Source organism: Candidatus Rhodoblastus alkanivorans (assembly GCF_022760755.1).
GTDB lineage: Bacteria > Pseudomonadota > Alphaproteobacteria > Rhizobiales > Beijerinckiaceae > Rhodoblastus > Rhodoblastus alkanivorans.
On record NZ_JAIVFP010000001.1, the window covers coordinates 2,473,309 to 2,498,898 of the forward strand.

At 64.4% G+C, this 25,590-nt stretch carries 21 protein-coding genes and 1 tRNA gene; 7 read left to right on the plus strand and 15 right to left on the minus strand.

Annotated features, from left to right (window positions below):
* Positions 1–110: 110 nt before the first annotated feature.
* Both K2U94_RS11505 and K2U94_RS11510 read left to right on the plus strand, forming a co-directional pair.
* Positions 111–3,569 (plus strand): hypothetical protein, encoded by a 3,459-nt coding sequence (locus K2U94_RS11505; RefSeq protein ID WP_439329679.1) that lies wholly within the window; start codon positions 111–113, stop codon positions 3,567–3,569.
* Positions 3,570–3,665: 96 nt separating this feature from the next.
* On the plus strand, positions 3,666–4,349 hold the full coding sequence (locus K2U94_RS11510; RefSeq protein WP_243067346.1) for an HAD-IA family hydrolase: 684 nt from the start codon (positions 3,666–3,668) through the stop codon (positions 4,347–4,349).
* Between the two features lie 89 nt (positions 4,350–4,438).
* Here the strand turns inward: K2U94_RS11510 and K2U94_RS11515 are convergent, their stop codons facing one another.
* The 4 genes from K2U94_RS11515 to parE form a co-directional block, all read right to left on the minus strand.
* Entirely contained in the window at positions 4,439–5,896 is a 1,458-nt protein-coding gene (locus K2U94_RS11515; RefSeq protein ID WP_243067347.1) for a DEAD/DEAH box helicase, read from the minus strand.
* Positions 5,897–6,238: 342 nt separating this feature from the next.
* Entirely contained in the window at positions 6,239–6,502 is a 264-nt protein-coding gene (locus K2U94_RS11520) for a hypothetical protein (RefSeq protein ID WP_243067348.1), read from the minus strand.
* A 73-nt stretch (positions 6,503–6,575) separates the two neighbouring features.
* Positions 6,576–7,109 carry a cytochrome b gene (locus K2U94_RS11525; RefSeq protein ID WP_243067349.1) on the minus strand — a complete coding sequence of 178 codons (534 nt, stop codon included), beginning with the start codon at positions 7,107–7,109 and terminating at the stop codon, positions 6,576–6,578.
* A gap of 96 nt (positions 7,110–7,205) precedes the next feature.
* On the minus strand, positions 7,206–9,272 hold the full coding sequence (parE, locus tag K2U94_RS11530) for a DNA topoisomerase IV subunit B (protein ID WP_243067350.1): 2,067 nt from the start codon (positions 9,270–9,272) through the stop codon (positions 7,206–7,208).
* A gap of 195 nt (positions 9,273–9,467) precedes the next feature.
* On the opposite strand from parE, the gene K2U94_RS11535 reads away from it, so the two are divergent.
* Entirely contained in the window at positions 9,468–9,836 is a 369-nt protein-coding gene (locus K2U94_RS11535; RefSeq protein WP_243067351.1) for a response regulator, read from the plus strand.
* Between the two features lie 3 nt (positions 9,837–9,839).
* Here the strand turns inward: K2U94_RS11535 and K2U94_RS11540 are convergent, their stop codons facing one another.
* Entirely contained in the window at positions 9,840–12,521 is a 2,682-nt protein-coding gene (locus tag K2U94_RS11540; protein WP_243067352.1) for a PAS domain-containing protein, read from the minus strand.
* A gap of 671 nt (positions 12,522–13,192) precedes the next feature.
* Between K2U94_RS11540 and K2U94_RS11545 the strand changes: the two genes are divergently transcribed.
* Entirely contained in the window at positions 13,193–14,401 is a 1,209-nt protein-coding gene (locus tag K2U94_RS11545; RefSeq protein WP_243067353.1) for an MFS transporter, read from the plus strand.
* 105 nt (positions 14,402–14,506) lie between these two features.
* The gene (locus tag K2U94_RS11550) at positions 14,507–14,734 is read left to right on the plus strand and encodes a hypothetical protein (protein WP_243067354.1); all 228 of its coding nucleotides are present in this window, start codon (positions 14,507–14,509) and stop codon (positions 14,732–14,734) included.
* A gap of 84 nt (positions 14,735–14,818) precedes the next feature.
* Here the strand turns inward: K2U94_RS11550 and glnA are convergent, their stop codons facing one another.
* The 5 genes from glnA to K2U94_RS11575 form a co-directional block, all read right to left on the minus strand.
* A complete protein-coding gene (gene glnA / locus K2U94_RS11555; RefSeq protein ID WP_243067355.1) occupies positions 14,819–16,228 on the minus strand; it encodes a type I glutamate--ammonia ligase in 1,410 nt (469 codons plus the stop codon).
* A gap of 59 nt (positions 16,229–16,287) precedes the next feature.
* Positions 16,288–16,626: a P-II family nitrogen regulator gene (locus tag K2U94_RS11560; RefSeq protein WP_243067356.1), complete on the minus strand. Its 339-nt coding sequence runs from the start codon at positions 16,624–16,626 to the stop codon at positions 16,288–16,290.
* 211 nt (positions 16,627–16,837) lie between these two features.
* The gene (sseA, locus tag K2U94_RS11565; RefSeq protein WP_243067357.1) at positions 16,838–17,704 is read right to left on the minus strand and encodes a 3-mercaptopyruvate sulfurtransferase; all 867 of its coding nucleotides are present in this window, start codon (positions 17,702–17,704) and stop codon (positions 16,838–16,840) included.
* Between the two features lie 166 nt (positions 17,705–17,870).
* Complete coding sequence (locus K2U94_RS11570; protein WP_243067358.1) at positions 17,871–18,881, minus strand: cysteine synthase A; 1,011 nt, start codon at positions 18,879–18,881, stop codon at positions 17,871–17,873.
* Between the two features lie 67 nt (positions 18,882–18,948).
* The gene (locus tag K2U94_RS11575) at positions 18,949–20,382 is read right to left on the minus strand and encodes a cryptochrome/photolyase family protein (protein WP_243067359.1); all 1,434 of its coding nucleotides are present in this window, start codon (positions 20,380–20,382) and stop codon (positions 18,949–18,951) included.
* A gap of 153 nt (positions 20,383–20,535) precedes the next feature.
* Here K2U94_RS11575 and K2U94_RS11580 point away from each other — a divergent pair, with 153 nt between their 5' ends.
* Positions 20,536–20,952: a c-type cytochrome gene (locus K2U94_RS11580; protein ID WP_243067360.1), complete on the plus strand. Its 417-nt coding sequence runs from the start codon at positions 20,536–20,538 to the stop codon at positions 20,950–20,952.
* A 33-nt stretch (positions 20,953–20,985) separates the two neighbouring features.
* Here K2U94_RS11580 and K2U94_RS11585 read toward each other — a convergent pair whose 3' ends face one another.
* On the minus strand, positions 20,986–21,261 hold the full coding sequence (locus K2U94_RS11585) for a YiaA/YiaB family inner membrane protein (RefSeq protein ID WP_243067361.1): 276 nt from the start codon (positions 21,259–21,261) through the stop codon (positions 20,986–20,988).
* Positions 21,262–21,321: 60 nt separating this feature from the next.
* Between K2U94_RS11585 and K2U94_RS20775 the strand changes: the two genes are divergently transcribed.
* Positions 21,322–21,795: a hypothetical protein gene (locus tag K2U94_RS20775; RefSeq protein WP_425332518.1), complete on the plus strand. Its 474-nt coding sequence runs from the start codon at positions 21,322–21,324 to the stop codon at positions 21,793–21,795.
* A 109-nt stretch (positions 21,796–21,904) separates the two neighbouring features.
* On the opposite strand, the gene K2U94_RS11595 is transcribed toward K2U94_RS20775, so the two are convergent.
* The 4 genes from K2U94_RS11595 to K2U94_RS11610 all read right to left on the minus strand — a co-directional run bounded on the left by K2U94_RS11595 (position 21,905) and on the right by K2U94_RS11610 (position 25,391).
* On the minus strand, positions 21,905–22,966 hold the full coding sequence (locus K2U94_RS11595; protein WP_243067362.1) for a calcium-binding protein: 1,062 nt from the start codon (positions 22,964–22,966) through the stop codon (positions 21,905–21,907).
* Between the two features lie 619 nt (positions 22,967–23,585).
* Positions 23,586–24,329 (minus strand): pseudouridine synthase, encoded by a 744-nt coding sequence (locus K2U94_RS11600; RefSeq protein WP_243067363.1) that lies wholly within the window; start codon positions 24,327–24,329, stop codon positions 23,586–23,588.
* Entirely contained in the window at positions 24,326–25,228 is a 903-nt protein-coding gene (locus K2U94_RS11605; protein ID WP_243067364.1) for a class I SAM-dependent methyltransferase, read from the minus strand. Before K2U94_RS11605 ends, K2U94_RS11600 begins: the two co-directional genes overlap by 4 nt.
* A gap of 87 nt (positions 25,229–25,315) precedes the next feature.
* Positions 25,316–25,391 (minus strand) — tRNA-Asn (locus tag K2U94_RS11610).
* Positions 25,392–25,590 lie beyond the last annotated feature (199 nt).

Consider the following 25,590-nt stretch of genomic DNA (forward strand, 5'->3'; position numbering starts at 1 on the left):
GGTCAGCCGCCAGGCTTGATCATGAATCCGAAAAGTGGCGTCCGAAAGCGGTGGCGATCGAGCGCGTCGCATATCGACAGACACGCGAATCGGCGAGGAAAGCGACCGCATTGATCGAAATGAGAGAGCCGGACATTTGCGAAGGGCCGCTGCCGCCGCCGCTGCCGCCGCGACGCTTCCGCCGGGCGCGACGAACCGCGAGCGCGGGGCTTTCCTTCGCCCTGATGGCCGTGCTCGTCGCTTTGGCCGCGGGCATGGTCGCGCTGGCGGTCGGCCGGGTCAACCTCGACGCGTTCAAGCCGATGGTGGTCTCGGTGCTCCAGGACCGGCTTGGCCCGAACTACATCCTCGCCATCTCGACCATCGCGATCGAGCGCCAGGAGCACGGCGTCGCCCTGGCGGTGGACGGCCTCTCGATCCGTCGGGCGGACGGCCGCCGCCTGCTGTCCGCGCCCAAGGCCGACATCATTTTCGATCCGTTGTCGCTGCTCGCCGGGCAGGTCAAGCCGTCGCGGGTCGATATCGACCGGCTGAAAGTCGAACTTCGCGTGCGACCTGACGGCGGGCTCGACCTCTCGGCCGGCGGCGAGCCCGTTCCCGCGCCGGGCCCGAACGCGCCACAGGCGGCGCCCCAAATCGCGCCCGATGCGGCGCCCGAGCCGAGCGTGGCGGCGCCCACCAGCGCCCCGCCGCCCGCGACCCGCGCCAAGGTTCTGCGGCAGGCGGCCAGGGCGATCAATTTGATCTTCGACATCGGCCAGGGCCGCGACAGCCCGATCGCCGTGCTCGATCATTTCGGGATCAGGAACGGGCGGCTGATCATCGACGATCGCGAAGCCGGCCAGAAGCGCGAATTCGAGGCCTTCGAATTCTCGCTCGACCGCTCCAATGCCGGCAAGCGCGGCGTCGCCGACGTCAAAATGTCGGCGAAAGGCCCCAGCGGACGCTGGACTGTCGAAGGCGTCGCGCGCGGCGCCCGCGATCAGGCGCATGAACTCGCGATCCGCGGCAGCGGCTTTTCGATCGACGAGATCGCGCTGATGGCCGGCAAGACCAGCCTGCCGATCGATTCAGACATTCCGATTTCCTTCAAGGCCTCGGCCTCGTTCCAGGGCGACGGCCATGTGCTCGACGCCAACGCCCGCCTCGCCCTGGGGCAGGGCTTCTGGCGCTTCGACGATCCCGAATTCGCGCCGGTCTTCCTCGACGAATTTTTCGCCGCCGCCCATTGGGACGCGTCGGCCCACCGCGCGGTGGTGGATCAGGCGCAGATCTTTTCCGGCGCCTCGCATTGTTCCTTCAGCGGCGTCATCGCGCCGCCGGAGCACGAGGCGGCGCCCTGGAGCATCGTTTTCAAACAGGTCGAGTCCTGCGTGGTCGGACCGGATCGCAAGGGCGAGAAATCGGTCGCCCTTGACAAGATCGTCGCCGATCTCGCCCTCAATCTTATGAGCAAGACCCTGAAAATCAACCGTGTCGAACTGGTCGGCCCCGAAGTGGCGGCCGCCGCGCAAGGGACGATCGACTGGGTCAACGGCCTGCATATGCGGATGGGTCTGTCCGCCGGCAACATGACCGCCGCCGGCGTGCTCGCCGTGTGGCCCAACGCTTTCGGCGCGCCGGTGCGCGGCTGGGTCGGCGACCATCTCATCAGCGGAACCCTGGTCAATTTCCGCATGGCGGTCGATCTCGACGACCTCGACCTGCGCATGATGCGCGCCCAGCATGCGCCGATGGACGACCGCGTGTCGATGGACTACACGATCCGCGACGCCGCCTTCACCTTCCTCGACGGCGCGCCGCCGGTGCGAGGGGTGAATGCTGTCGGCCATTCCAGCGGCCGCACGGCGCGCATCGAGGCGAGTTCCGGCTATATCGAGGGAAGCGGGGGGCGCCGGATCGACCTGTCGAACGGCGTGCTCTCCATGCCGGATCTGGAGACCAAGCCGATCGCGCTGAGCATCAGCGCCCATGGCCAGGGCGCGCTCGACACTTTGGGCTCGGTCCTTGCCACGCCCGGCTTCGCCAAGGTGGCGAGCCTGCCGCTCGACGCCAAGACCACCAAGGGGCAGTTCTCGGGCGATTTCACCTTCCGCACCAAACTTCAGCCGGTTTACGACCCGAAGCTCGCCAGCATCGAGGTCAACGCCACAGTCGCCAATTTCTCGGCCGAGCATCTGGTCGGCAAGGCCAGTCTGGAGCAGGGCTCTCTCGCCGTGACCCTCCAGAACGGCGTCACCCATGTCACGGGAACGGGAAAATTGTTCGGCGCCCCGGCCACGCTCGAATTCACCCGCAACGCGACCGAACCGCCCAAGGGCGTCATAACCTTCCCGATGGACGAGGCGGCGCGCGCCAAGGCCGGCCTGAACTTCGGCTCGACCGTCGTCGGACCCATCGCCGTGAAGATTGTCGGCGAGGTCGGCGCCGCCCATCCCCAGGCGCTGGTCGAGCTCGATCTCGCCAAGACCGGGCTGATCTATCCCGTTCCAGGGCTCTACAAACCCGCCGGACGCCCGGCCAAGGCCGCTTTCACCTATCGCGAGGATGGTCGCGGAGCCGCTGCGCTGGACAATTTCGTTTACGACGGCGCCGGCCAGAGCGCCAAAGGCGTGCTGCAGCTCGCGCCGGACGGAAGTCTTGCCGGGGCGAAGCTGTCGGACGTAAAATTCTCGCCCGGCGACAACCTGCGCATCGACGCCGAGAAATCGGGCGATGTGATGAAGATCGTCGCGCGCGGGGCGGCGGTGGACGCGCGTCCCTTCCTGGGCGATCTCACCGGCGGAGGCTCGGGAAGCGGCCCCTCGACCGATTTCGATCTGAGCCTCAACGCCACTCTCCTGACCGGCGCCAATCGCCAGATCATCTCCAACGCCGAAATGCGCCTGGCGCGCAAGAAGAACGGGCAATACCAGGCCCTGAGCCTCTCCGGGAAATTCGGCGGCGATCCGGTCAAAGGCGTTCTGACCCGCGACGGCGGGGCGCCCGTATTTTCTCTCAAGACCTCCGATGGCGGCGCGCTGCTCGCCTTTTTCGATCTATACAGCCATATGGAAAGGGGCCAGCTCGACGCCGAACTGCATCTCGCCGACGGCGGCTTCTCGGGCACGCTCGACATTAAGGATTTTATGTTGCGGGGCGAGCCGGCGCTGAAAAGCTTCGCCAACGCGCCCAACGCCGGAAAAATCGCCAATAAGGTGAAGCTGGACCCCAATTCCGTGTCCTTCGCCCGACTGCACGCGGAGCTTGAGAAGTCCGACGGGCGCCTGACCGTCCGCGACGGAATCATCGCCAATTCGAGCGTCGGCTCGACCATCGAAGGCTGGATCAATTTCGACCAGAATACCCTCGATCTTTCCGGCACATTCGTGCCGGCCTATGGCGTCAACAATCTGTTCGGCCAGCTTCCCGTCATCGGCCTGGTGCTCGGCGGCGGGCAGGAGGAAGGGCTGATCGGGGTCAATTACCGCATTTCCGGCAAGACGAGCGCGCCGGTTCTGTCGGTCAATCCGCTGTCCGCCATCGCCCCCGGATTCTTGCGGAAAATTTTCGGCATCCTGCCGCATTGAGGGCGATAAACATTATCTTAACATACATTGCGCCTTTTTTAATTTCCTTTTCGACCCGGCTTCGTCACTTTCGCCGAAACTTTGGAGGAGGCCCACGTGATCGACACGGTCATTTTCGATATGGACGGCACTTTGGCCGAGACGGAGGAGGTTCATCGCCTCGCCTTCAACCAGGCCTTCTCGGATGTCGGCCTGGACTGGAGTTGGGACGTCGCGCTCTACCGCCAATTGCTAAAAGTGACCGGCGGCAAGGAGCGGATCACCCATTTCATCACGCTCCAGGGCGGCGTCGCCGACCCGGAATTCGTCGCCAGGCTCCACAAGGCCAAAACCGAAATCTATACCGCGATGGTGGATGCGGGCGCCGTGCCGCTGCGGCCGGGAATCAAGGAATTCATCGAGGCGGCGCGAAAGCAGGGCATTACCCTCGCCATTGCGACGACCACCTCAATGCCCAATATCGAGGCGCTGCTCAATTCCACCCTCGGCGGGAATTGGCGGGAGATTTTTCCCGTCGTCGGGGCCGGGGACATGGTCAGCAAAAAGAAGCCGGCGCCGGACGTCTATGAACTCGCCCTCCGCGAATTGGGCAAGCCGCCGGAACATTGCGTGGCGATCGAGGATTCGCGTAACGGCGTCCTGGCGGCGCGCAGCGCGGGGCTGCCGGTCATCGCGGTGCGCTCGACCTATTCCAGCGACGACGACCTCAGCGGCGCCGCGGTCGAACTGCCGAACTGCGAGGCGCTGAGCATTGATCTGCTCAGCAGGATTTCCAGTTAAAGCACGCCGGCTTTCGAACGAAAGCCGGCCAACTCGAACATATCAACTGCGAATTCGTCGGCTCGCCGACGAATTTGCGCTTGCGCGGCTCACTCGGCTGTCTTGACGTTCTTCGTCCGCACCGGGCGGAGCAGGAAGCTTGGGACGTGGTCACCCATGCCGATGACCGGCGCGTCGTCCTCGACAGGCCGGCGGGCGGCTTTGCGCCGAGGCTCTTCAGTCATGGACCGATTCGCGGTCCTTTGGCGCGGCGCGGCCTCGCGCGTCTCGCGGGCCGCCTCTTCGACCTTCGGCTTGCGCTCGCGCGCGGGCCGCCCCGCAGTGTCCCTCTCGGCGCGGCCGCGCGTGTTGCGTCGTGACCGCTCGCCGGCGTGGGCCGCGCGGCCGCGGTCGCGCTCGACATATTCGGCCGGCGCCAGTTCGTCGAGGCGCGGGCCCGCCCAGTCTATCTGCTCTTTGATCAGATCCTCGATCTGGGCGACATATTTCCGGTCATGCTCCGTCACGATCGTGAAGGCGTGGCCGGCGCGGCCGGCCCGGCCGGTGCGGCCGATGCGATGGACGTAATCTTCGGAATGGGTCGGCACGTCGAAATTGAAGACGTGGCTGACGTCGGGAATGTCGAGGCCGCGGGCGGCGACATCGGAACAGACCAGAATGTCCACGGCGCCGTTCTTGAACGCGTCGAGCGAGGCCATCCGCGCCTGCTGGTCCATGTCGCCATGCAGCGCGCCGACGGGGAAACCATGCTTTTCCAGGCTCTTGTAAACGATCGCGACGTCGCGCTTGCGGTTGCAGAACACGATCGCATTCTTCAGGCCCTCGGCGGAGCGCAGCAGGCGCCGCAGGGTCTCGCGCTTGTCGCCGCCGCCATGCGAGGCGACCAGGGCCTGGATGATGGTCGACGCGGTCGTAGCGGCCCGGGCGACCTCAACCCGCGCCGGATTGTGGAGAAATTGCTCGGTCAGCCGGGTGATTTCCGGGGGCATGGTCGCGGAGAAGAACAGAGTCTGCCGGGTGAAGGGCACCAGTTTGCAGATTTTTTCGATATCCGGAATGAAGCCCATGTCGAGCATGCGGTCGGCTTCGTCGATGACCAGGATTTCGATGCCGTTCAGCAGCAGCTTGCCGCGTTCGAAAAAGTCGAGCAGGCGGCCGGGCGTCACGATCAGCACGTCCGCGCCGCGCATGATCTTGGTCTCCTGGTCGCCGAAGGCCACGCCGCCAATCAGCAAGGCCACGTTCAGTTTGTGCTGCGCGCCATATTTGTTGAAGCTCTCCTCGACCTGGGCGGCAAGTTCGCGGGTCGGCTCCAGGATGAGGGTCCGCGGCATACGGGCGCGGGCGCGGCCCTGCTCGAGGCGGCAGAGCATGGGAAGGGTGAAGGCCGCGGTCTTGCCGGTGCCGGTCTGGGCGATGCCGAGAACGTCGCGGCCGGCGAGCACATGGGGGATGGCCTGCGCCTGGATGGGCGTGGGCGTCTTGTAACCGGCGTCTTCTACGGCGTGCAGCACCTTTTCGCTGAGGCCGAGTTCAGAAAATTGCATTAAAGGTTCCAAAATTGGGTTCAGGCGGATCGCGTCTGGCATAGGCGCCGGGCAATGCGCCGGAGCGAATGGCGGTCCAACGCCGCCGTTCAGATCATGACGCCGTTTATCTGAAGCGGGGCCATCCCAAGCGGAGCCATGTTTTCCACGTCGGAAGCATGGCGCCATTGCCTGGCGGACCTGCAACTGTCACGGCGGGCGCGCGCGAATCCAAAGCGCCACCCGGACCATTAGGCGAAGTGGCGTTAAAGTCAACGAATTTCTGGCGATCCGTGTGTTTGAGCGTGATCTTTTCCGATGAGCGGATTCCGCTTTTCCGCGTCAAGCTCGCGCAGCCGACGGTCAGCGATTTTCGAAAGTCTGACCGCAGGGGTTGAGCTGGGTCCGCGCGGCGCGGTTGGGGATCGAGGCTGTCGCCGAATAATCGATGTCGGGGCGGGCGCCGGAATGGGAGAAGGCGATCACCGGCAGGTCGCCATTCTGCGCCAGCTTGTCCAGCCCATGGGCGCCCAGCACGCTGACGACCGAGACGACGGCGCAAAACAGCGCGAGCCTATCGACGGCCGACCCACGATTGCTTTCTCCGAGATATCTCTTGATCGACATGCGATGCTCCCGACCTGACCCGGCTTCCTTATGGATCATCAAGGTAAATGGGCGGTTAGCATATTCGCGCGATTCAAGGCCTCATCCGCTCCAATATTCCGTCGCGAAGCACGAATTGATGGTAGAGCGCGACGAGCGCATGGGCGACGACGGTCGCGATCAGCAGATGCGCGAGCAACTCGTGGATTTCGCCGAACTGATGAGCGAGATCGCGATTGGCCTCGAAGGGCGAGGGAATCTCGAACAGGCCGAGGCTGAGCGGACGGCCGCGGGGCAGGAAGGTGGCGATGCCGGCGATCGGCGTGGCGAGCATCAGCAAGTAGAGAACCCCGTGGCCGGCCGCCGCGGCGCGGCGAAACATCGGCCCCATGCTGGCGGGATAGGCGGGGGTTTCGTTGCTCACACGGGCGACGACCCGGAAAACCAGCAGCACGAGAAGAAGCAGACCGACGATGACATGGGCGTTGACGATCGACGGGCGCAATGGCTTGTCGAACGAATCGACGCTCAGCCCGACGGCGTAAAGAGCGAAAATCATCAGCGCCATGAGCCAGTGCAGCAGGATAACGGGCGCCACGAATTTCTTCTTTTCCGCAATATTTGACATGATTGGCTCCAGTTTCAAATGCGTCGCATGAACCCAAAGGCGCCTCAGTTTGGCAAAGCATTGCGACCGTAAGGCGTCGATTCCGTCGGCTTTCCGTCAGAGATCGAACAGTTCGGCGGCGGCGAAGGCGGCGCGCTCCTGCAGGAAGGCGAAACGCGCCTCCGGCCTGGTTCCCATCAGGCGCTCGACCGAATCCGCCGTCTCCTCGCGATCCTCCTCGACGATTCCCACGCGGAGCAGGGTGCGCGAGCTGGGCGCCATGGTGGTTTCCTTGAGCTGGGCCGGCATCATTTCTCCCAAGCCCTTGAATCGACTGATCTCGACCTTGCCGCGCCCGGAAAATTCCTTGCCCAGCAGCTCGTCGCGATGAAAATCGTCGCGCGCATAGGCGACCTTCGCGCCCTGGCTGAGTTTGTAGAGCGGCGGCACGGCGAGATAAAGATGGCCCTGGTCGATCAGCTTGGGCATCTGCCGGTAGAAGAAGGTGATGAGCAGCGATGCGATATGGGCGCCGTCCACGTCGGCGTCGGTCATGATGACGACTTTGTCGTAGCGCAGGTCTTCGGCGCGATAATGCGAGCCCGTGCCGACGCCGAGCGCCTGAATCAGATCGCCGAGCTGCTGGTTCGCGGCCATTTTCTCGCGCGACGAACTGGCGACATTGAGGATCTTTCCGCGCAGGGGCAGCACCGCCTGATTGGCGCGGTCGCGCGCCTGCTTCGCGGAGCCACCCGCCGAATCGCCCTCAACGATAAATAATTCAGAACCTTGCGCCGAATTATACGTGCAATCCGCGAGCTTTCCGGGCAGGCGTAGCTTGCGCGTCGCGCTCTTGCGGGCGACATCCTTTTCGGCGCGGCGGCGCAGGCGCTCCTCGGCGCGCTCTATGGCCCATTCAACCAGAGCCTTGGCCTGGGCGGGCGACCCCGCAAGCCAATGATCGAAGGCGTCGCGCATCACGCTTTCGACGATGCGCGACGCCTCGACGCTCATCAGCCGGCTCTTGTTCTGCCCCTGGAATTCAGGCTCGCGGATGAAGACCGAAATCATCGCGGCGCAGCCGGCCATCAGGTCCTCGGCTGTGACCGCCGAAGCGCGCTTGCCCTGGCCGATGCGCTCGGCATGGTCCTTGAGCCCGCGCAGCAGCGCCAGACGCAGGCCGGATTCATGGGTTCCCCCGTCCGGAGTCGGAATGGTGTTGCAATAGGAATGGACGGCGCCGTCTTCGTGGGCGAGCCAGGCGACCGCCCATTCGAGCGAGCCGTGGCGCTCCGGCTTTTCCACACGGCCGGTGAAGAACTGCTCGGCGACGAGCGTCTTGCCCTCGATGTCGGCGGCGAGATAGTCCTTGAGCCCGCCGGGAAAATGGAACACGGCCTCGGCTGGCGTCTTGCCACCGGCATCAAGCAGGGATTCCGCGCATTTCCATCGGATTTCGACGCCGCCGAACAGATAGGCCTTGGCGCGGGCCATTTTGAAAATGCGCGCCGGAGAGAAGGTCGTCTTATCGCGGAAGATTTGCGGATCGGCCTTGAACCGGACCTTGGTGCCGCGCCGGTTCGGCGCGCGGCCGATCGTTTCGAGCCCAGTGATCGGCAGCCCGCGCGAAAAAACCTGACGGTAAAGCGTCTGGCCGCGCGCCACTTCGACTTCGAGCCTTTCGGCCAAGGCATTGACCACCGACACGCCGACGCCATGCAGGCCGCCAGACGTCTGATAGGCGCCGGAATCGAATTTGCCGCCGGCGTGGAGCGTCGTCATGATGACCTCCAGCGCAGATTTGGCTGGGAATTTGGGATGCGGGTCAATCGGAATCCCGCGCCCGTTGTCGGAAACCGACAGGTAGCCGTCCTCGTCCATCGCCACCTCGATCCGGGTGGCGTGACCGGCGACCGCCTCGTCCATGGAATTGTCGAGCACTTCGGCGAAGAGATGATGGAGCGCGGTTTCATCCGTGCCGCCGATATACATCCCCGGGCGGCGGCGCACCGGCTCCAGACCTTCGAGAACTTCGATCGACGCCGCCGTATAGCCCGCTTCCCCCGGCGTCGATCCCAGGGACACGCCAATCTGAGGCTTTTTGGTCGTGGCGGCTTTCCCGCCCGGCGTCGATTTGCTGTCCGGCGCCGATTCGGGCGCGCCAAAAAGATCGTGTTTGGCCATGAACCTGCTGAAGATTGTCGGAATGGACGAATCGCCGTCCGCTGCGGTCGCCCGTGTGACTACCATGAAAGTACCCCGGAAGGGAACAGAACGAAAACAATTTTTCTTATTTCACCGAAATTGGAAGCCAAAGCATGGCCGCGATGGAGAAAGCCTGCTAACGATTTCAATGTGCGATCCCGCATGGGAGGTACGATGGCGGTGCGTTTGCTGCTCGTGGACGACGATCCGATGCTCGGCCTTCTCGTCGCTGATTGGCTGAGCGAAAGCGGCTGCGAGGTCGTCGGCCCGGCGCGGACGGTCAAGGCGGCGCTGGATCTGGTCGAAAAGGAACGCGATGCGCTCGACGCCGCCTTGCTCGATGTCGCCCTCGATCGGGGCAATTCCTATCCCGTCGCCGACGCCTTGGCGCTCTATGGCGTCCCTTTCGCCTTCGTCACCGGCCATGGGCTCGGCGGCCTCGCGCCGGCCTACCGCGAGGCGCCGATTCTGACCAAGCCGTTCCAGTTCGACGATTTGCAACGCATAATCGACCGCCTTGTCGCCGTGCGCGGTCGCAAATGATGATTAATGCGCCGCCGCGCGCGCCAGCAGGCGCGAGAGCTTGCGGCGCAATTGTTCGGCGCTCACCGGTTTGTGAAGCAGTTCGAAGCCGCTCGCCGCGATCTCCGCAATATGTTCGGTCGCGGTGTCGCCGGTGAGGATCAGGGTCGGGTAGTCCCGTCCCGATCGGCGCGCGATCTCCTTGGCCGCGTCGACGCCGCTCAGGCCCGCGCCGAGCCTGTAATCACTGACCACGGCGTCGAAGCGCCAGCGCCGCGCCAAGGCCAGATCGAGCGCCTCCTCGCCGCTCGCCGCCGAGAGGGTCTTGCAGCCCCATTTGCGCGCAATGCTTTCCAGGCCGCGGCGCAGGATCAGATTGTCCTCGATGATGAGGATGCGACCGCGCGGGTCGGCAAGATGCGCCGACTGCGCTTCGGTCGCCTGGGCCGCCTCGGCGGCGGGCAGGGCGAGCGAGAAGCGTGAGCCGCGCCCGACCCGGGAGCTGACCTCGATCTGGGCTTCGAGCAGATTGGCGAGGCGGGCGACGATGGCCAGGCCCAGGCCGAGGCCCTTGCCGAGATCGCGGCCCGGATTGTTGAGCTGGATGAATTCCTCGAAAATTTCCTTCTGTTTTTCCTCCGGCACGCCGACGCCGGTGTCCACCACGTCGATCCGCACCTTCGTGCCGCGGCGCCGCAGGCCGATCAGCACGCCGCCGCTCGGGGTGTAGCGGATGGCGTTTTCGATCAGGTTGCGCAGGGCGCGCTCGAGCAGGGACGGATCGGCGAGGGCATAGAGCGAGCGCTTGACCACGCGCAGCTCCAGGCCCTTGTCCGCGGCCTTGGTTTCATATTCGGACGACAGGCGGTCCAGCAAAGCGGTGAGATCGACCGAATCGATGGCGGGCTCCACCACGCCGGCGTCGAGGCGCGAGATGTCGAGAATCGCCGTCAGCAGGCCATTGAGCCCGCCAAGCGCCTGTTTCATCATCCGCGCCGTCTCCACCGCCTTGGGAATGGTCGCGACCTGGCGTTCGATCAGGGCGAGGAGCAGCACGAGCGATTGCACCGGCTGGCGCAGATCGTGGCTGGCGGAGGCGAGAAACTTGGACTTGGCCTTGTTGGCGCGCTCGGCTTCGTTGGTCGCCGCGCGCAGGGCTTCCTCCATCTCCTTCTGCTCGGTGATTTCGGTGCCGGTGCCGAACCATTGCAGCACGCGGCCCTCGGCGTCCCGATGCGGCATGACGCGGGTGAGGAAGGGCCGGAACACGCCGTCGGCGCCGCGCAGGGGAATGGTCATGTCCAGCGGCTGTCCGGTCGCGACGCAATCCGCCCAGCGTTCGAAAATCGCGGGCAGGCTCTCGGGATCGATATAGGTTTTCCAGCCCATGTCGGCAGGCTGGTCGAGCGGCGCGCCGGTATAGTCGTACCAGCGTTCGTTGAACCAGGTGATTTCGCCCTCGGGCGAGGCGATCCAGGCGAGCTGGGGAATGGCGTTGGCGAGCGAGCGGAAGTTTTTTTCGCTCTCGCGCACGGCGTTTTCGGCCGCGCGCAACCGGGTGATGTCGAGATCGGTGACGAAGACCCGCTCCGGCCTGTCGTTCTCGCCGTTTTCGGCGTTCCAGACGCTTTCGATCCAGCGCTCCTGACCGTCGTCGCCGATCACCCTATATTCGATGCGGCCGTTGGCGGCGCCGCCTAGGCACTGCTGGATGGCCAGGTTGAGCCGGTGGCGATCCTCCGAAGGGACATGCTCGAGCAGCCGGCTGACGCCGTCCTCGATCGGGCCGCCCTCCGGCGGAGTCGTTGGGCAATAGCCGACGACATGAGCGAAATTGTCGGCGACATGGATGCGGCCGTCGGTCAGTTCGAATTCGGCATAGGTCAGGCGGCCGGCGTCAGCCGCGTGGCGCAGGCGCCTCTGGCTTTGCCGCAAGGCCGCGTCGCTCTCCAACAGCGCGATTTCGGCGCGCTTACGCTCGGTAATATCGGTGCTGATCGCCACATATTGCATGGGGCGGCGCTTTTCGTCGAGAAAGGGCACGATCGTCGTGTCCACCCAGAAATGCGAGCCGTCCCGGGCCGCGTTGCAGATTTCGCCGCGCCAGACGTCGCCTCTTGCGATCACGCTCCACATCTGGCGGAAGAAATCCTTGGAATGAACGCCCGAATTGACGATCCGGTGGTCGTGGCCAAGCAGTTCCTCGCGCGAATAATGGGAAATGGCGCAGAATTTGTCGTTGGCGTAGGTGATCGCGCCGCGGCGGTCGGTCACCTCGACGATGGCGTGTTCATCGAGCGCGGAAATGCGCGCCTGAAGCTCCAGCCGCGCCTGGGCCGCGTGGAGCTCGCCGAAGAACCGGTGCAGCGCTTCCGCCGCGAAGGCGACGACGAGGCTCGATAGAACGAAAACGAAGAGGGCCGGGCCGTCGAAGGGCGCGTCCAGCGCATTGGCCATGGCTTCCGCGCCGGCGGCGCCAAGGACAAGCGTGACGAGCCCGGCGCGGAAGCCGCCGGCCAACGCGGCGCCGATCGTCGCCGGATAAAGGGCGAGAAAGGGCGAAGTGGCCGCCTGCGCCGCGATCAGCCCCGCCTGGGCCGCAAGACCCGCGGCGGCGCCGAGCAGCCCGACCCCCGACGGAAAAGCGAGCGGCGAACGCCGGCGAAGCGCGACGATCCGGGCGAGTAGAGACCGCGTCGCGGACATCCAATCCGCGGCGGCCGGTTCAGAATCGTCACGGTCGTCGGCGGCGAATTCCGATTGCGCCTCATGCCGCACGTTGCAACCCCCGAAGTGCCTTAAATCGCCGCGCTACCGGAAGGGAGACGTCATGTCGCGATTGGCGCGGCCCATCGTCCTGGAAAATCCATTTCTACACTAAACGCGCCCAAAGCCCAATCGGTCGCTCCACGGGCAAGAAAATGCGATAAACTTTTGCCAGAGAGCCAATATTTTCCTTATGGCCTGCGCCGCATTGCCTGCTGGAGCCGAATTTTTTCGTGGCAAACGGCGGGATGGCGCCAGGCTCGCCGTCGGACCCGTTCGGCCGTTCCGGCGCGTTCCCGCCAGCGGTAGCCGGGCCGGGCGACGCGGACGCGCGCGCCTGAAAAGGGGGTGCGACAAAATTGACAGGAAATTCCTTTGCCTAATCCTATGCTTGCGCGCTAAAAGTTCGAGAGGAAGCCAGCCAGATTTCGTAAAGCGATCGCCGCTTTTCGGACAAAAATTTCGCTAAAACCCAGCGTCGCTGAAATCCGGAATCGTAAGTGCGAAGTCGTTGGCGCGCCGACGAATTCCCGATGAGCGCTCATGGCGGCGCGCAACGGTCGGATCGCCGAGGCGGAGCCGATAATGCGCGCGCAGATAGGGACAATCTTATGAATAAGACCGAGTTTCGCGCCACGATTTCGCTTGCAGCCGTCTTCGCCGCGCGGCTGCTTGGCCTGTTCATGATCTATCCGATCTTCATGCATTACGCTCGCGGCCTGTCAGGCGCGAACGCGCGGACGATCGGCCTGGCGCTTGGGGCTTATGGGCTGACGCAGGGCCTTCTCCAGATTCCGCTTGGGCTGCTCTCCGACCACATCGGCCGCAAGAAAGTGATCGTCGGCGGTCTGGTGGTGTTCGGCCTGGGCAGCGTCGTGGCGGCTCTTTCCACCTCCATCGGCGGCGTTTTGCTCGGCCGCATCCTGCAGGGAGCCGGCGCCGTCGGCTCCTCGATCCTTGCCATGGTGGCGGATCTCACCCGCGAAGAGACGCGCACCCGCGCGATGGCCGTGGTCGGAATCACCATTGGTTTTTCCTTCGCGATCGCCGTTCTCGTTGGTCCGCCGCTCGCCGCGGTCGCCGGTCTGTCCGGCATGTTCTGGCTCACCGCCGTCTTCGCCCTCGTCGGCATCGCGATCATGCTTCTGCTGGCGCCGACGCCCGATCACGCCGTTCCGCGCGGCGTCAATTGGCCGACGTTCCAGCAGGTGCTGCATGACGGCGAGTTGCTGCGGCTCGATTTCGCCGTCTTCACGCTCCACGCCATTCTGACGGCGAGCTTCCTGGTCATCCCATCGGTTTTGGATCACGCGCTGCGCCTGAACGTCGGAAGCGAGTGGAAATTTTATTTGCCGGTCATGATCGTCGCCATGGCGCTGATGGTTCCGGCAATCATCGTCGCGGAGACCCGCGGTCGGATGAAAGAGGTTTTCGTCGCCGCGGTCGCGGCGATCACGGCGAGTCTGGTGGCGCTCGCCGCGGCCCCGTCGAGCGGCGCCGCGGCTGTGATCGCTCTGACCGTGTTTTTCACCGCCTTCAACGCCATGGAGGCCATGTTGCCGTCGCTGGTGACGAAATTCGCGCCCGCCTCCGCCAAGGGCGCCGCCACCGGCGTCTATTCCAGCGCGCAGTTCATCGGAATTTTCGTCGGCGGCGCCGCCGGCGGCTGGATGCTCGCGACGACGGGCGCTTTCGGCGTGTTCGCCATGACCATCGCGCTGGCGCTGATCTGGCTGGCGGTTGCTGCCGGCATGCGCGGCCCCGCGCCGCGCCAGAAGAGCCGGACGGGCGCCGTCCAGGCGGGGGTCGAAAAGGCCTGACGCCCGGCAAAAGCACGAAGGAATTTTTGCCGCTGGCGTCGCCGCACGGCTCTCCCATATCTTGTTCGCGCGAAATTCCGCGCGGCCAAGGGTGATGGCTGGCTGATGAAACGGCAATTTTTTGGCGCGGTTCTCGCCGTTTGCGGCGTGGCCGCGCTCGCAGCGCCCGCCGCCGAGGCGAAGGGCTGCATTCGCGGCGCGATCGCGGGCGGCGTCGCCGGCCATATGGTGCATCACACGATCACGGGCGCAGTCGCCGGATGCCTTGCCGCGCGGCATTACTACAAGCAGAAGGCGCGGGAACAGCGGCAGCAGCCCGCCGCCGCGCAATAGGCCGCCCGAAGCAGGGTCGCGTCGTCCGTCGCGAAAAAAGAAAGGGCGGCCCGAGGCCGCCCTTTCCTTTTACTGTGCTCTAGCTCAGTAGGAATAATACATGTCGAATTCGACCGGGTGCGGCGTCATTTCCATGCGATAGACGTCCTGCATCTTCAGCTCGATATAGCTGTCGATGAAGTCGTCGTTGAACACGTCGCCGGCCTTCAGGAAGTTGCGGTCCTTGTCGAGGCTGGCGAGCGCCTCGCGCAAGGAGCCGCACACCGTCGGGATTTTCTTCAGTTCGCGCGGCGGCAGGTCGTAGAGGTCCTTGTCCATCGCGGCGCCGGGATCGATCTTGTTCACGATGCCGTCGAGGCCGGCCATCAGCATGGCCGAGAAAGCGAGATAGGGATTGGCGGTCGGATCGGGGAAGCGAACCTCGATGCGCTTGGCCTTGGGATTGTTGGTCCACGGAATGCGGCAGGACGCCGAGCGGTTGCGGGCCGAATAGGCCAGAAGAACCGGCGCCTCGAAGCCCGGGACCAGACGCTTGTAGGAATTGGTCGACGGGTTGGTGAAGGCGTTCAGCGCCTTGGCGTGCTTGATGATGCCGCCGATATAGTACAGGCATTCCTGGCTGAGGTCGGCGTATTTGTCGCCCGCCATCACCGGCTTGCCGGCCTTCCAGATCGACTGGTGGACATGCATGCCCGAACCGTTGTCGCCATAGACCGGCTTCGGCATGAAGGTCGCGGTCTTGCCATAGGAATTGGCGACCTGGTGGATGGCGTATTTATAGATCTGGAGATGATCGGCCATGGTCGTCAGGGTGCCGAACTTCATGCCGAGTTCGTGCTGGGCCGAGGCGACCTCGTGGTGGTGCTTCTCGACATTGACGCCCATCGCCGCCATGGCCGCAAGCATTTCGCCGCGCATGTCCTGGGCGGAATCGACCGGCGGGACCGGGAAATAGCCGCCCTTGGTGCGGACGCGGTGGCCGAGGTTGCCGCCTTCATAGGGGGTGTCGGCATTCGACGGCAGTTCGCCCGAATCGAGGACGAAGCCGGTGTTGTAGGGGTCGGCCTTGAAACGCACGTCGTCGAAGACGAAGAATTCGGCTTCCGGGCCGAAAAAAGCGGTGTCGCCGATGCCGGTGTTCTTGAGATAGGCTTCCGCCTTCTTGGCGATGCCGCGCGGATCGCGGTTATAGGGCTCGCCGGTCATCGGTTCGAGAACGTCGCAGACGATCGAGAGAGTCGAAGCCGAGAAGAAGGGGTCGATCGTCGCGGTGGCCGGATCGGGCATGAGCTTCATGTCGGATTCGTTGATCGCCTTCCAGCCGGCGATGGACGAACCGTCGAACATCGTGCCTTCCGAGAACATCTCCTCGTCCACGAGGGCGATGTCGAAGGTCACATGCTGCCATTTGCCGCGCGGGTCGGTGAAGCGAAGATCGACATATTTGATGTCTTCGTCCTTGATCTTTTGCAGAACGTCCTTGGCAGTCGTCATTGAAGCGCCTCTTGATTTTAGATGACGTTAAAAGCGAGGAAGAGCTGGGAAGGGGGGCGTCAGACCGCGTCGGGCCCGGATTCGCCGGTGCGGATTCGGATCGCGCCTTCAATATTGGAAATAAAGATCTTGCCGTCGCCGATTCGGCCGGTCTGAGCGGATTTGCGGATCGCTTCAACGGCGCGGTCTACGGCGTCGTCCGTCAGCACCAGTTCGATTTTGACCTTGGGAAGGAAGTCCACGACATATTCGGCGCCGCGATAAAGTTCGGTATGGCCCTTTTGCCTTCCGAACCCCTTGGCTTCGGTGACGGTGATGCCATGAAGCCCGGCTTCCTGAAGAGCTTCCTTCACTTCGTCGAGCTTGAACGGCTTGATGATCGCTTCGACTTTTTTCATTCTCGGACGTTTCCCCGGACGTTTCTCCGGCCTCGCGCGCGCCGGCGTGGCCTCCGGTCGGCGCTCAACATTAGCCTCTTAGCACTGCGGCGCAAGACAAGCCAGCGTCCAGGCGGCGCATTTGGCGTCAAATTGCTTCATCGGGCGGCAACTTCGACCTTTGTCGACCCGAAAAGCGGTAAACGCACGATAAACGCGTCAGGCCGGGAGGTCATGCAGGCCCTCGGGCGAGCGGCAGGTCGGCGCGGGCGCCCCAATCGCACCACGAGCCGTCGTAAACTGGCGTGGCGTCGCGCCCCAGCACGGCGAGGGCGAGCGCGAGGAGAGAGGCGGTGACGCCCGAGCCGCAGGTGGTCACGATCGGCCGGGAAAGATCGACGCCGGCCTCGGCGAAGGCCGCGTCAAGCTCGGGCGCCGGCTTCAGCCGGCCTTCGGCGAGCAGGGACTCCCACGGCAGGTTGCGCGAGCCGGGAATATGGCCGGCGCGCAAGCCGGGGCGCGTTTCCGGCTCGTCGCCGCGAAAACGCGCGGCCGAGCGCGCGTCGAGGATCTGCGGAACGCCGACTTCCCCGGCCTTTGCGCTCGCCGCCATCATGTCGTCCCTCGACGCGACGAGGGTGTGATCGAGCCGGCAGGTGAAGTGGCGCGGTTGCGGCGTGACGCCGCCTTCGGCGAGTGGACGTCCTTCCGCCATCCATTTGGGCAGGCCGCCGTCGAGGATAACGACGTCACGCTTGCCGAAGACGCGGAAGGTCCACCACACGCGCGGCGCGGAAAAAAGGCCGAGGCTGTCATAGACGACGATTCTCATGCCGTCGCCGATCCCGAGCGCGCGCATGGCGCTGGAGAAGGCGACCGGATCGGGCAGCATATGCGGCAGGTCGCTGGTCCGGTCGGCGATGGCGTCGATATCAAAATAGACCGCGCCGGGAATGTGGCGCGCGAGAAATTCGTCGGCTCCGTTGCGATTGGCCGCCGACAGATGCCAGGAGGCGTCCACGATGGCGATTCCCGGCGCGCCGAGATGTTCGGCGAGCCAATCGGTGGAGACGAAATGATTGTCGTTCAAACCCGCCATGCGCGCCCCCTATTTGCGCTTTTATTAGAGGCATTGGCCGAACGATGGCAATCCGCGCCCGCGGGAAAAAGAGCCGGTTGCGCGGGCGGATTGCCGCGCTCGCAACGACCCGCTTTTCGAGGCTTGGATTCATTTGAGCGAGCAGGATTTTTATCCGAAACCCTGTTCAGGCCGATTGCGCGAGCCAGCCTGGGGCCGGCAGGCCCTTCCCCTGCAGAAAGGCGGGATTGTATAGTTTCGAGGCGTAGCGCGCGCCGGAATCGCACAGCACCGTCACGATGGTCTTACCGGGGCCGAGGTCGCGGGCGAGGCGGATCGCCCCGGCGACATTGACGCCCGACGAGCCGCCGAGCAGCAGGCCCTCGTTCTGGGCGAGGTCGAACAGGATCGGCAGCATCTCCTCGTCGGGGATCTGATAGGCGACGTCGATCGGCGCGTCGACAAGATTGGCGGTGACGCGGCCCTGGCCGATCCCCTCGGTGATCGAGGAGCCCGAGGATTTCAACTCGCCCGTGGTGTAATAGGAATAGAGCGCCGCGCCCATCGGGTCGGCAAGGCCGATTTTGATGTCGGCATTGCGGGCCTTGAGCGCCCGGCCGACGCCGGCGAGCGTCCCGCCCGTGCCGACGGCGCAGATGAAGCCGTCGATCTTGCCGCCGAGTTGGTCGTAAATTTCCGGGCCGGTGGTCTCCTCATGGCCGCGCCGGTTCGCGACATTGTCGAACTGGTTGGCCCAGATCGCGCCGCCGGGCGACTTTTCCGCGAGCTCCGCCGCGAGACGGCCGGAATATTTCACGTAATTGTCGGGGTTGGAATAGGGGACGGCCGGAACCTCGATCAGCTCGGCGCCTTGCAGGCGCAATAGGCTTTTCTTCTCTTCCGACTGGGTGTTGGGAATGACGATGACAGTGCGATAGCCGAGCGCATTGGCGACCAGAGCCAGGCCGATGCCGGTATTGCCCGCCGTGCCCTCGACAATGGTTCCGCCGGGATTGAGCGCGCCGGATTGAATGGCGTCGCGGATGATGGCGAGCCCCGCGCGGTCCTTGACCGAGCCGCCAGGATTCATGAATTCCGCCTTGCCGTAGATCGCGCATCCGGTCGCCTCGGAGGCGGCGCGCAATTTGATAAGCGGCGTGTCGCCGATGGCTTCGAGAACCGATTGCGTGACCTTCATGACAATCCCGACCAAATTTTGTCGCCAAGCTAGCGGCGCGGCGAGCGGCCTGCAAGGGTGGCGCCGGTCAGGCGGTCATCATAGTGAAGGCGTCGAGCGCGCGGCGGCGGGCGAAGTCGTGATCGACGATTGGGCGCGGATAGGTCTCGCCGAGCCGCAGGCCGGCTTCGGCGAGCACAGATGCCGGCGCGGCCCAGGGCTTGTGGAGGCAGGACATCGGAAGTCCGGCCAGTTCGGGGCAGTGAGCCCGGACATAGGCCCCGTCGGGGTCGAATTTCTCGCCCTGAAGCACGGGGTTGAAGATGCGGAAATAAGGCGCGGCGTCGGCGCCGCAGCCGGCAACCCATTGCCAGCTCGCGGCGTTGTTCGCCTCGTCGGCGTCGATGAGCGTGTCCCAGAACCAGCTTTCGCCCTCGCGCCAGTCGATCAGCAGGTGTTTGGTGAGAAAAGAGGCCACGACCATGCGGGCGCGGTTGTGCATAAAGCCCGTGGTCCATAATTCGCGCATGGCGGCGTCCACCACCGGATAGCCGGTTTCGCCGCGCCGCCACGCCGGGAGGTCTTTTTGCGCCGAATCGTCCGCGCGATAGGGAAAGCCGTCGAAGCGCGGGTTGAAATTGCGCCAGGCGAGGTCGGGATTGGCATAGAGCAGATGACAGGAAAATTCGCGCCAGCCGAGTTCGGCCAGAAACTTGTCCGCGCCCGGATGCGGCGGGGCGGCGGAAATAATCTGGCGCGGCGAAATCTCGCCGAAATGGAGATGGGCCGAGAGACGCGACGTGGCGTCGCGGTCGAGGCGGTCGCGATTCGTCGCGTAATGTTCGACCGTATGGTCGAGGAATTCGCCGAGCCTTTTCCGTGCACCGGCCTCGCCGGCGTCGGGGTCGGGAAAGCCTGCCGCCCAGTTCGGCCGGCTCGGGGCGAGGCGCAGCGCCTCCCGGGCGAGACTCTGGGGCGCGCCGGCTGGCCAGGGCGCGGCCGAAAGCCGTTCCGGCGCGGGCAGGGGCGGCGGCGGCGCGATCTTTTCGCGCAGCGCGCGCCAGAACGGGGTGAAGACTTTGAAAGCGCCGCCCGATTTTGAAATGACCTGCCACGGTTCGGCAAGCAGGGAGGCGTTGCAGCTGTATGCCTCGCGGCCCTGTTCGCGCAGAGCCTGTTTCAGCCGGATGTCGAGCGCGATTTCCGCGCCGCTATAGCGGCGGCTCCAGAAAATGCGCTGCGCGTTTGCGGCGCGCGCGACTTCCGGAAGCAGCGTTTCGGCAGGGCCGCGCAGAAAATGCAACTCGCCGCCGCGCGACGCCAGCTCCCTTTCCAGCGCCGCCAGGGCGCGGTCCAGCCGCCAAAGGCTGGCGCCGCCGGGCGGGCGCAGGCCCGGGCTTTCGGCGTCGAGTATATAAAGGCAGAGCAGGGGCAGGCCGCTCGCCGCCGCCATGGCGAGGGTCGGATGGTCGGAGACGCGGAGATCGTTGCGGAACCAGACGAGCGCGCAGGGTTGGGGCATAAGGCGGGCGAAGCGGAGAGGTCGACTTTGCTGTTACGCAGAAATAGCGCGCAAGTTCACTGCGATCTGTTGCGGCAGTTACGGGTTCCTCGGCCACATCGGTTGAGCTAGGTTCGCTTCCGGGGGATCAAATTGGCTTTTGAGGAGATTCCGATGTCGCCCGTCCGCATATTGGCCGCCGCCCTGCTGCTGTCCGCCGCCTCATCCGCCGGCGCCGCGGAAACCCCGCTGGACTCCGCCGTGGCCACGGGCGCCCATCTGTTCGCCACGGCGACTTTCGGCGGCAATGGACACACCTGTGAAAGCTGCCACCAGAATGGAGGCAAGGGGCCGGGCCAGATCGGAGACCGCCAATTGCCCAGCCTGGTCAACGCCGCCGCCATTTATCCCCGCTTCAGCCGCGGCGCCGGCAAGGTGGTCACGCTCGAAGGCCAGGTGCAGTCCTGCATCAAGAACGGCCTGCGCGGGACGCCGCCCGAACTCGGCAGTCCCGAGCTGGTCGCGATCACCGCTTATCTCGGATCGATCGCCAAAGGCCAAAAGATCGACATCGGCGGCGCCCCCAAGTGAATAATCTCGCCAAGTGAGGCGTCCCCGCTCGGCTCACGCCGCCTTGCCGACTTCCATCAGCAGCCGCTCGGTGCGGGCGTCTTCGATGCGGTTGACGAGCTTGGCCGCCTCGTGGATGTCGCGCTGGGTCTTGGTCAGCGTCACGCAGGTCTGAACCAGCATCACCACGCCCATGGCGAGATAGCCCTTCATCCAGATATCGACCGGCAGATAAAGGATGCCGCCGCAGACCATGATCAGGGAGACGGCGAAGGACGCGACGGTAAAGCTTTTCCAGGCCTGGCTATGGGTTTCGACCGGATTGTTCATGTGAAGTCTCCATTGCGTTTCGATTGAAGGGAAAGCCTGGCGTCACGCCGCCGCGCCGGATTGGGTCTTGGCTTTCAGCCGGGCGAGCACATCGTCCGCTGTGGTCTTAACTTTCGGGCCGAAGCCGGCGGCCGCGAGCTGTTCCGCGACGCGCGCCGGCGCGACGGAAGCATCGATTTCGTCCAAAGCTTTCTCGGCCGCGACGGCTTCCGTCTGACGCTGGCGCAGGCGGGCGAGGGTGGTTTCGGCCTCCGAAAGGGTCGCCTCTTGCGGCCAGGCGGGATCGATACGGCCGCGGCCGATCAGTTGGCCTTGTTCCGTTTCATTCTCGAACCTTTGCGCGCGCTCATTCCGGAGACGGCGGAGGAAGAGCGCCAATATTGGGCGCAAAGCCTGTTCAGCGCCGTCCACGGCGTGGTCGCGCTCGGCCTCGAAAGGAAATTCGTCGCCGTGCCGCCGGAACGTCTGGACGAGCAGATCGAACGTTTCGTCCACGCGATCTGCGCCGGCATCGAGGCTGCGGGGCCCCATTGAGGTCGTTGCGCATGGGGAGCCCCAAAAGCGCGAAGCCGGAGGCTGAAACCTCCGGCTTTGCGTTTCGGCCGCGCGCGTGAACTGGCCGCCAGGACGGGCAGGGCGTCCGTTAGACCTTCATAATGGGCCCGTTCGAGAAATGGACCGTGACATGATCGAGCGACAGGCTCTGATGGTCCTTGAAGGTGATCGTGGTCACGCCGCCGCTTTCGGTCATGGATTTGATGCCTGCGGTGGATTGCTCCGAATAGAGCGACAAAGCCTGACCATGCGCGGATCCGGTTACCGTGTCGTTGCCGTGCATTCCGGCGAAAATCGTCGCGGCTCCCGCCGCGCCGCCCTGGATCGACGTGTCTCCCGTCCCAAGGTAGATCGTGTCCATGGCGTGGGTGGCGGTCGGATTGGTCGAGCCGTAGATCGTGTCGGAGCCGTCGCCCGCGTAGATGGTGTCGTGGCCGGTCCCGGCGTAAATCACATTGTCGCCATGGTAAACCTTCATCAGGTCGTCGCCGGAACCACCCACCAGCGTATCCATCGAGAAGGTCTGCCCCTGGTGGTGGTCATCGCCGCGCCCATGGTCGCCCCCCCGCCGGTCGTCGTCGCCGCCGCGACCGTCGCGATGGCGCCCATGATCGTCACTGCCGCCGTGATGGCGCCCGTGATCGTCTCCGGCGCCTTGAGAATAATCGAAATTCGAGCCGCCCATCAGCGTCGAGTCGCCGGAGCCCGCCTCCAGCAGGCTTTTCCCGCCACCGATCAAGACGTCGTCGCCTGTCCCGCCGATCAAGGTGTTGAGGCCGCCGCCGCCGATGAGCACATTGTCGCCCCGCGTGACCTCGAGCTTTTCGGCCCCCGCGCCGCCGACGAGGGTGTCGCCGCCCGGACCCTTGTCGAGGATCGAGTTCGCGCCGTCACCGGCGCCGATGACGACGCCGCCGTGCGATTTCAAAATTATTGAATTCGACTGGCCGACATCGAGGAAAAAGTCGTCCCCCATCGGAATTTTATATGTGCCGCTGTCCGACTGGGTTTCGACGCCGAGGGTTCCATGCCCGTGGGGAAGCAGGTCGGCGCCTTTCAGTGCTTGGAATATCGCGTCTTCCGTTCCACGCGACACGTAGCGATCAAGCAGCGAATCCAATTGGCACTGGTCTAGATTATAGGTCGCCATAGATGTCTCCGAATTTACGGGTCTCGAATGCGAACTAACACTTGACTTCTGCAAGACGCACGCGTCTTACGTCAGAAATTTTCTACAAGGTCACCGCATACCATTATTTCGCAGTTGCGTCGAGGAAGATTGGTTGACGAATTTGTTACAACCTCGATTGACTGCATATTGACGTAACGAAATGGCTTACATATTAATGGGATAAATAAAATATTAATGATATTTATTCTATTTCAGTGGCTAACACCGCCATAAATAGCCGAAAAAACACGAAATTTAACTAAAAATTACCGAGTTTTATGGCGTTTGGCCGTGATTTTGCCTTTGAAAAGCGCGGCATAGACCAAGGCCCGCCTGTTTAACCGTCGCGATGAACGAAAATCCGTAAACGCTGTCGCAGCGCATTATAACGGGAGGCGCGAGTTTCGCGTCGCGGCGCCGGGGCCAAGTCCCGGGGCAGAGCGGAAACGATTTGGCGGCGGTTTGTCCCGCGAATTCAGGCGCGAAAATTCCTGGAGCCGCGCCAAATCGCGGTCGGACGCTACGAAACGGCGTCCCACAGGCCTCGGCGGCCTGTCTCAAGAGCCAAATCGTCGATTTCGCCTCGGGAACGATCGACTTAGTTATTTTTTCGACAAAAAATTTGCGCGATTGCCTCCGCGTCGAGCACGGCGAACGCGCCCGGCGCCAGATCGTCGGGCAGCGTCAGGTCGCCGATCGAGAGGCGATGCAGCGCCGTCACATGATTGCCGACCGCCGCGAACATGCGCCGGGCCTGATGGTAGCGGCCTTCGGACAAGGTCAGCAGCGCCGCGCCTTCGTCAAGGATCTCCATATGCGCCGGCAGCAGCGGCTTGTCCTCGCCCTCCAGCATCAGCGTTCCGGAGGCGAAAACCGCCGCCTCGTCGCCGCGCAAGGGGCGGTCGAGAGTGGCGCGATAGGTTTTGGGCGGCGAAGAGCGCGGCGAGATGATTCTGTGCAGCAGCGCGCCGTCGTCGGTCAGGAGCAAAAGGCCGGAAGTGTCCTTGTCGAGCCGTCCGACCGTGGAAATGGCCGGATCGCGCCGGCGCCAGCGTTCGGGGAGCAGGCGATGGACCAGCGGGCCGGCTTCCTTATGGGAGCAGGTGACTCCGACCGGCTTGTTCATCATCAGCACGAGGCCGGGCAGGGGGTCGAGAGTCTCGCCGTCGACCGTCAGCCGCGCGGCGAGATCGGCGTCGGCGACGACCCGCTTCTCGACGTCGCGCAAAACCTCGCCATCGAGGCGAATCCGCCCCGTGCGCGCCAGAATCTGGATTTCGCGCCGCGAGCCATAGCCGAGATTGGCGAGCAGGCGGTCGAGCCGCGCCGATCTGGCGCTCACTTGATCGCCTCGATCACCTTGTAGCCGCCCTCCGCCGCGATCGGCGCGACCGAGCGGAATGTTTGCTCCAGCGCGGCCTCATAGGGCAGGTGACGATTGGCCACCAGCCAGCACTGGCCGCCAGGCCGCAGATTCGCCGCCGCGCTGGCGATGAAGCTGCGGCCGAGTTCCTTGGTCTCCCTGCCGGCCTCGTGGAAGGGCGGGTTCATGGCGATGAAGTCGAACGGTCCGAGCGAGAGCGCGCGCACGTCCGCCCACAGGATCGCCACGCGCGGATCATCGACGTTGCGGGCGCAAAGCTCGATGGCGCGGCGGTCGATATCGACCATGAGGAGCGACTTCACCCGGGGCGAGCCCAGAATTCTATGGGCGATCAGGCCGAAGCCGCAGCCGAAATCGGCGCCCCGGCCGGAAAATTCCGGCAGATGGCGGATCAGAAACGCCGAGCCGGGGTCGATTCGGTCCCAGGAAAAGACCCCGGGCTGGGTCCACAGACCAAGCGATTCGGAGAAGCGCGGCGCCCCGGCGTGGATCGCGGCCTCGATCGCCGCGATGTCGCCCTGCGCGTTCGCGGCGCAGATGCGATGGTGGCGTTTGGAGCTTTCCTGGCATGGGCAGGCGAGTTCGGCGAGCTCCTTGGCGATGCGGCCGCCGCCCTTGTCCTTGGGGGCCATGACGAGAAAAGGCGCGCCCGTCGCCAGGGCCCGCAAAGCGAGGGCGATGGCGCTGCGCCGCTCGATGGCCCCGGGCGGGGCGAGCATGGCGAGATTGGCGAGCGAGCCCGGCGCGACGGCGGCCAGGTCCTCGGCGCCCGGGCATGTGGGCGAAAATTGGCGCGAATCGAGCGCGGATTCGGCGAGTTCCGGCGGCGGCGCGCCGAACAAATTGTCGTAAGTCATTCTCATCCCGGACGATCCGTATGGGCGCGTCCTCGTCGCAAAATCGTTGCCAGCCGGGACAGAACCGACGCCATCGTGGGGAAGAGGTGGCTCCCTGAGCAGGACTCGAACCTGCGACCCAGCGATTAACAGTCGCTTGCTCTACCGGCTGAGCTATCAGGGATCGCGCTTGCGATGGCGGCCGTATAGCAGCGCAGAATCCGATTGAAAAGACCGAAAACGAACTTTTCACGACAAGCGCGGGAAAGGTGCGGCGAACCTTGCCATCGCCGTGCGAAAAAATTGATGGAATTTCCCTCGCGCCGCAAAAAGCCGGCACCGGCGCCGCACAAAGCCGCCACCGGCGGCGCACATCGCGCCTA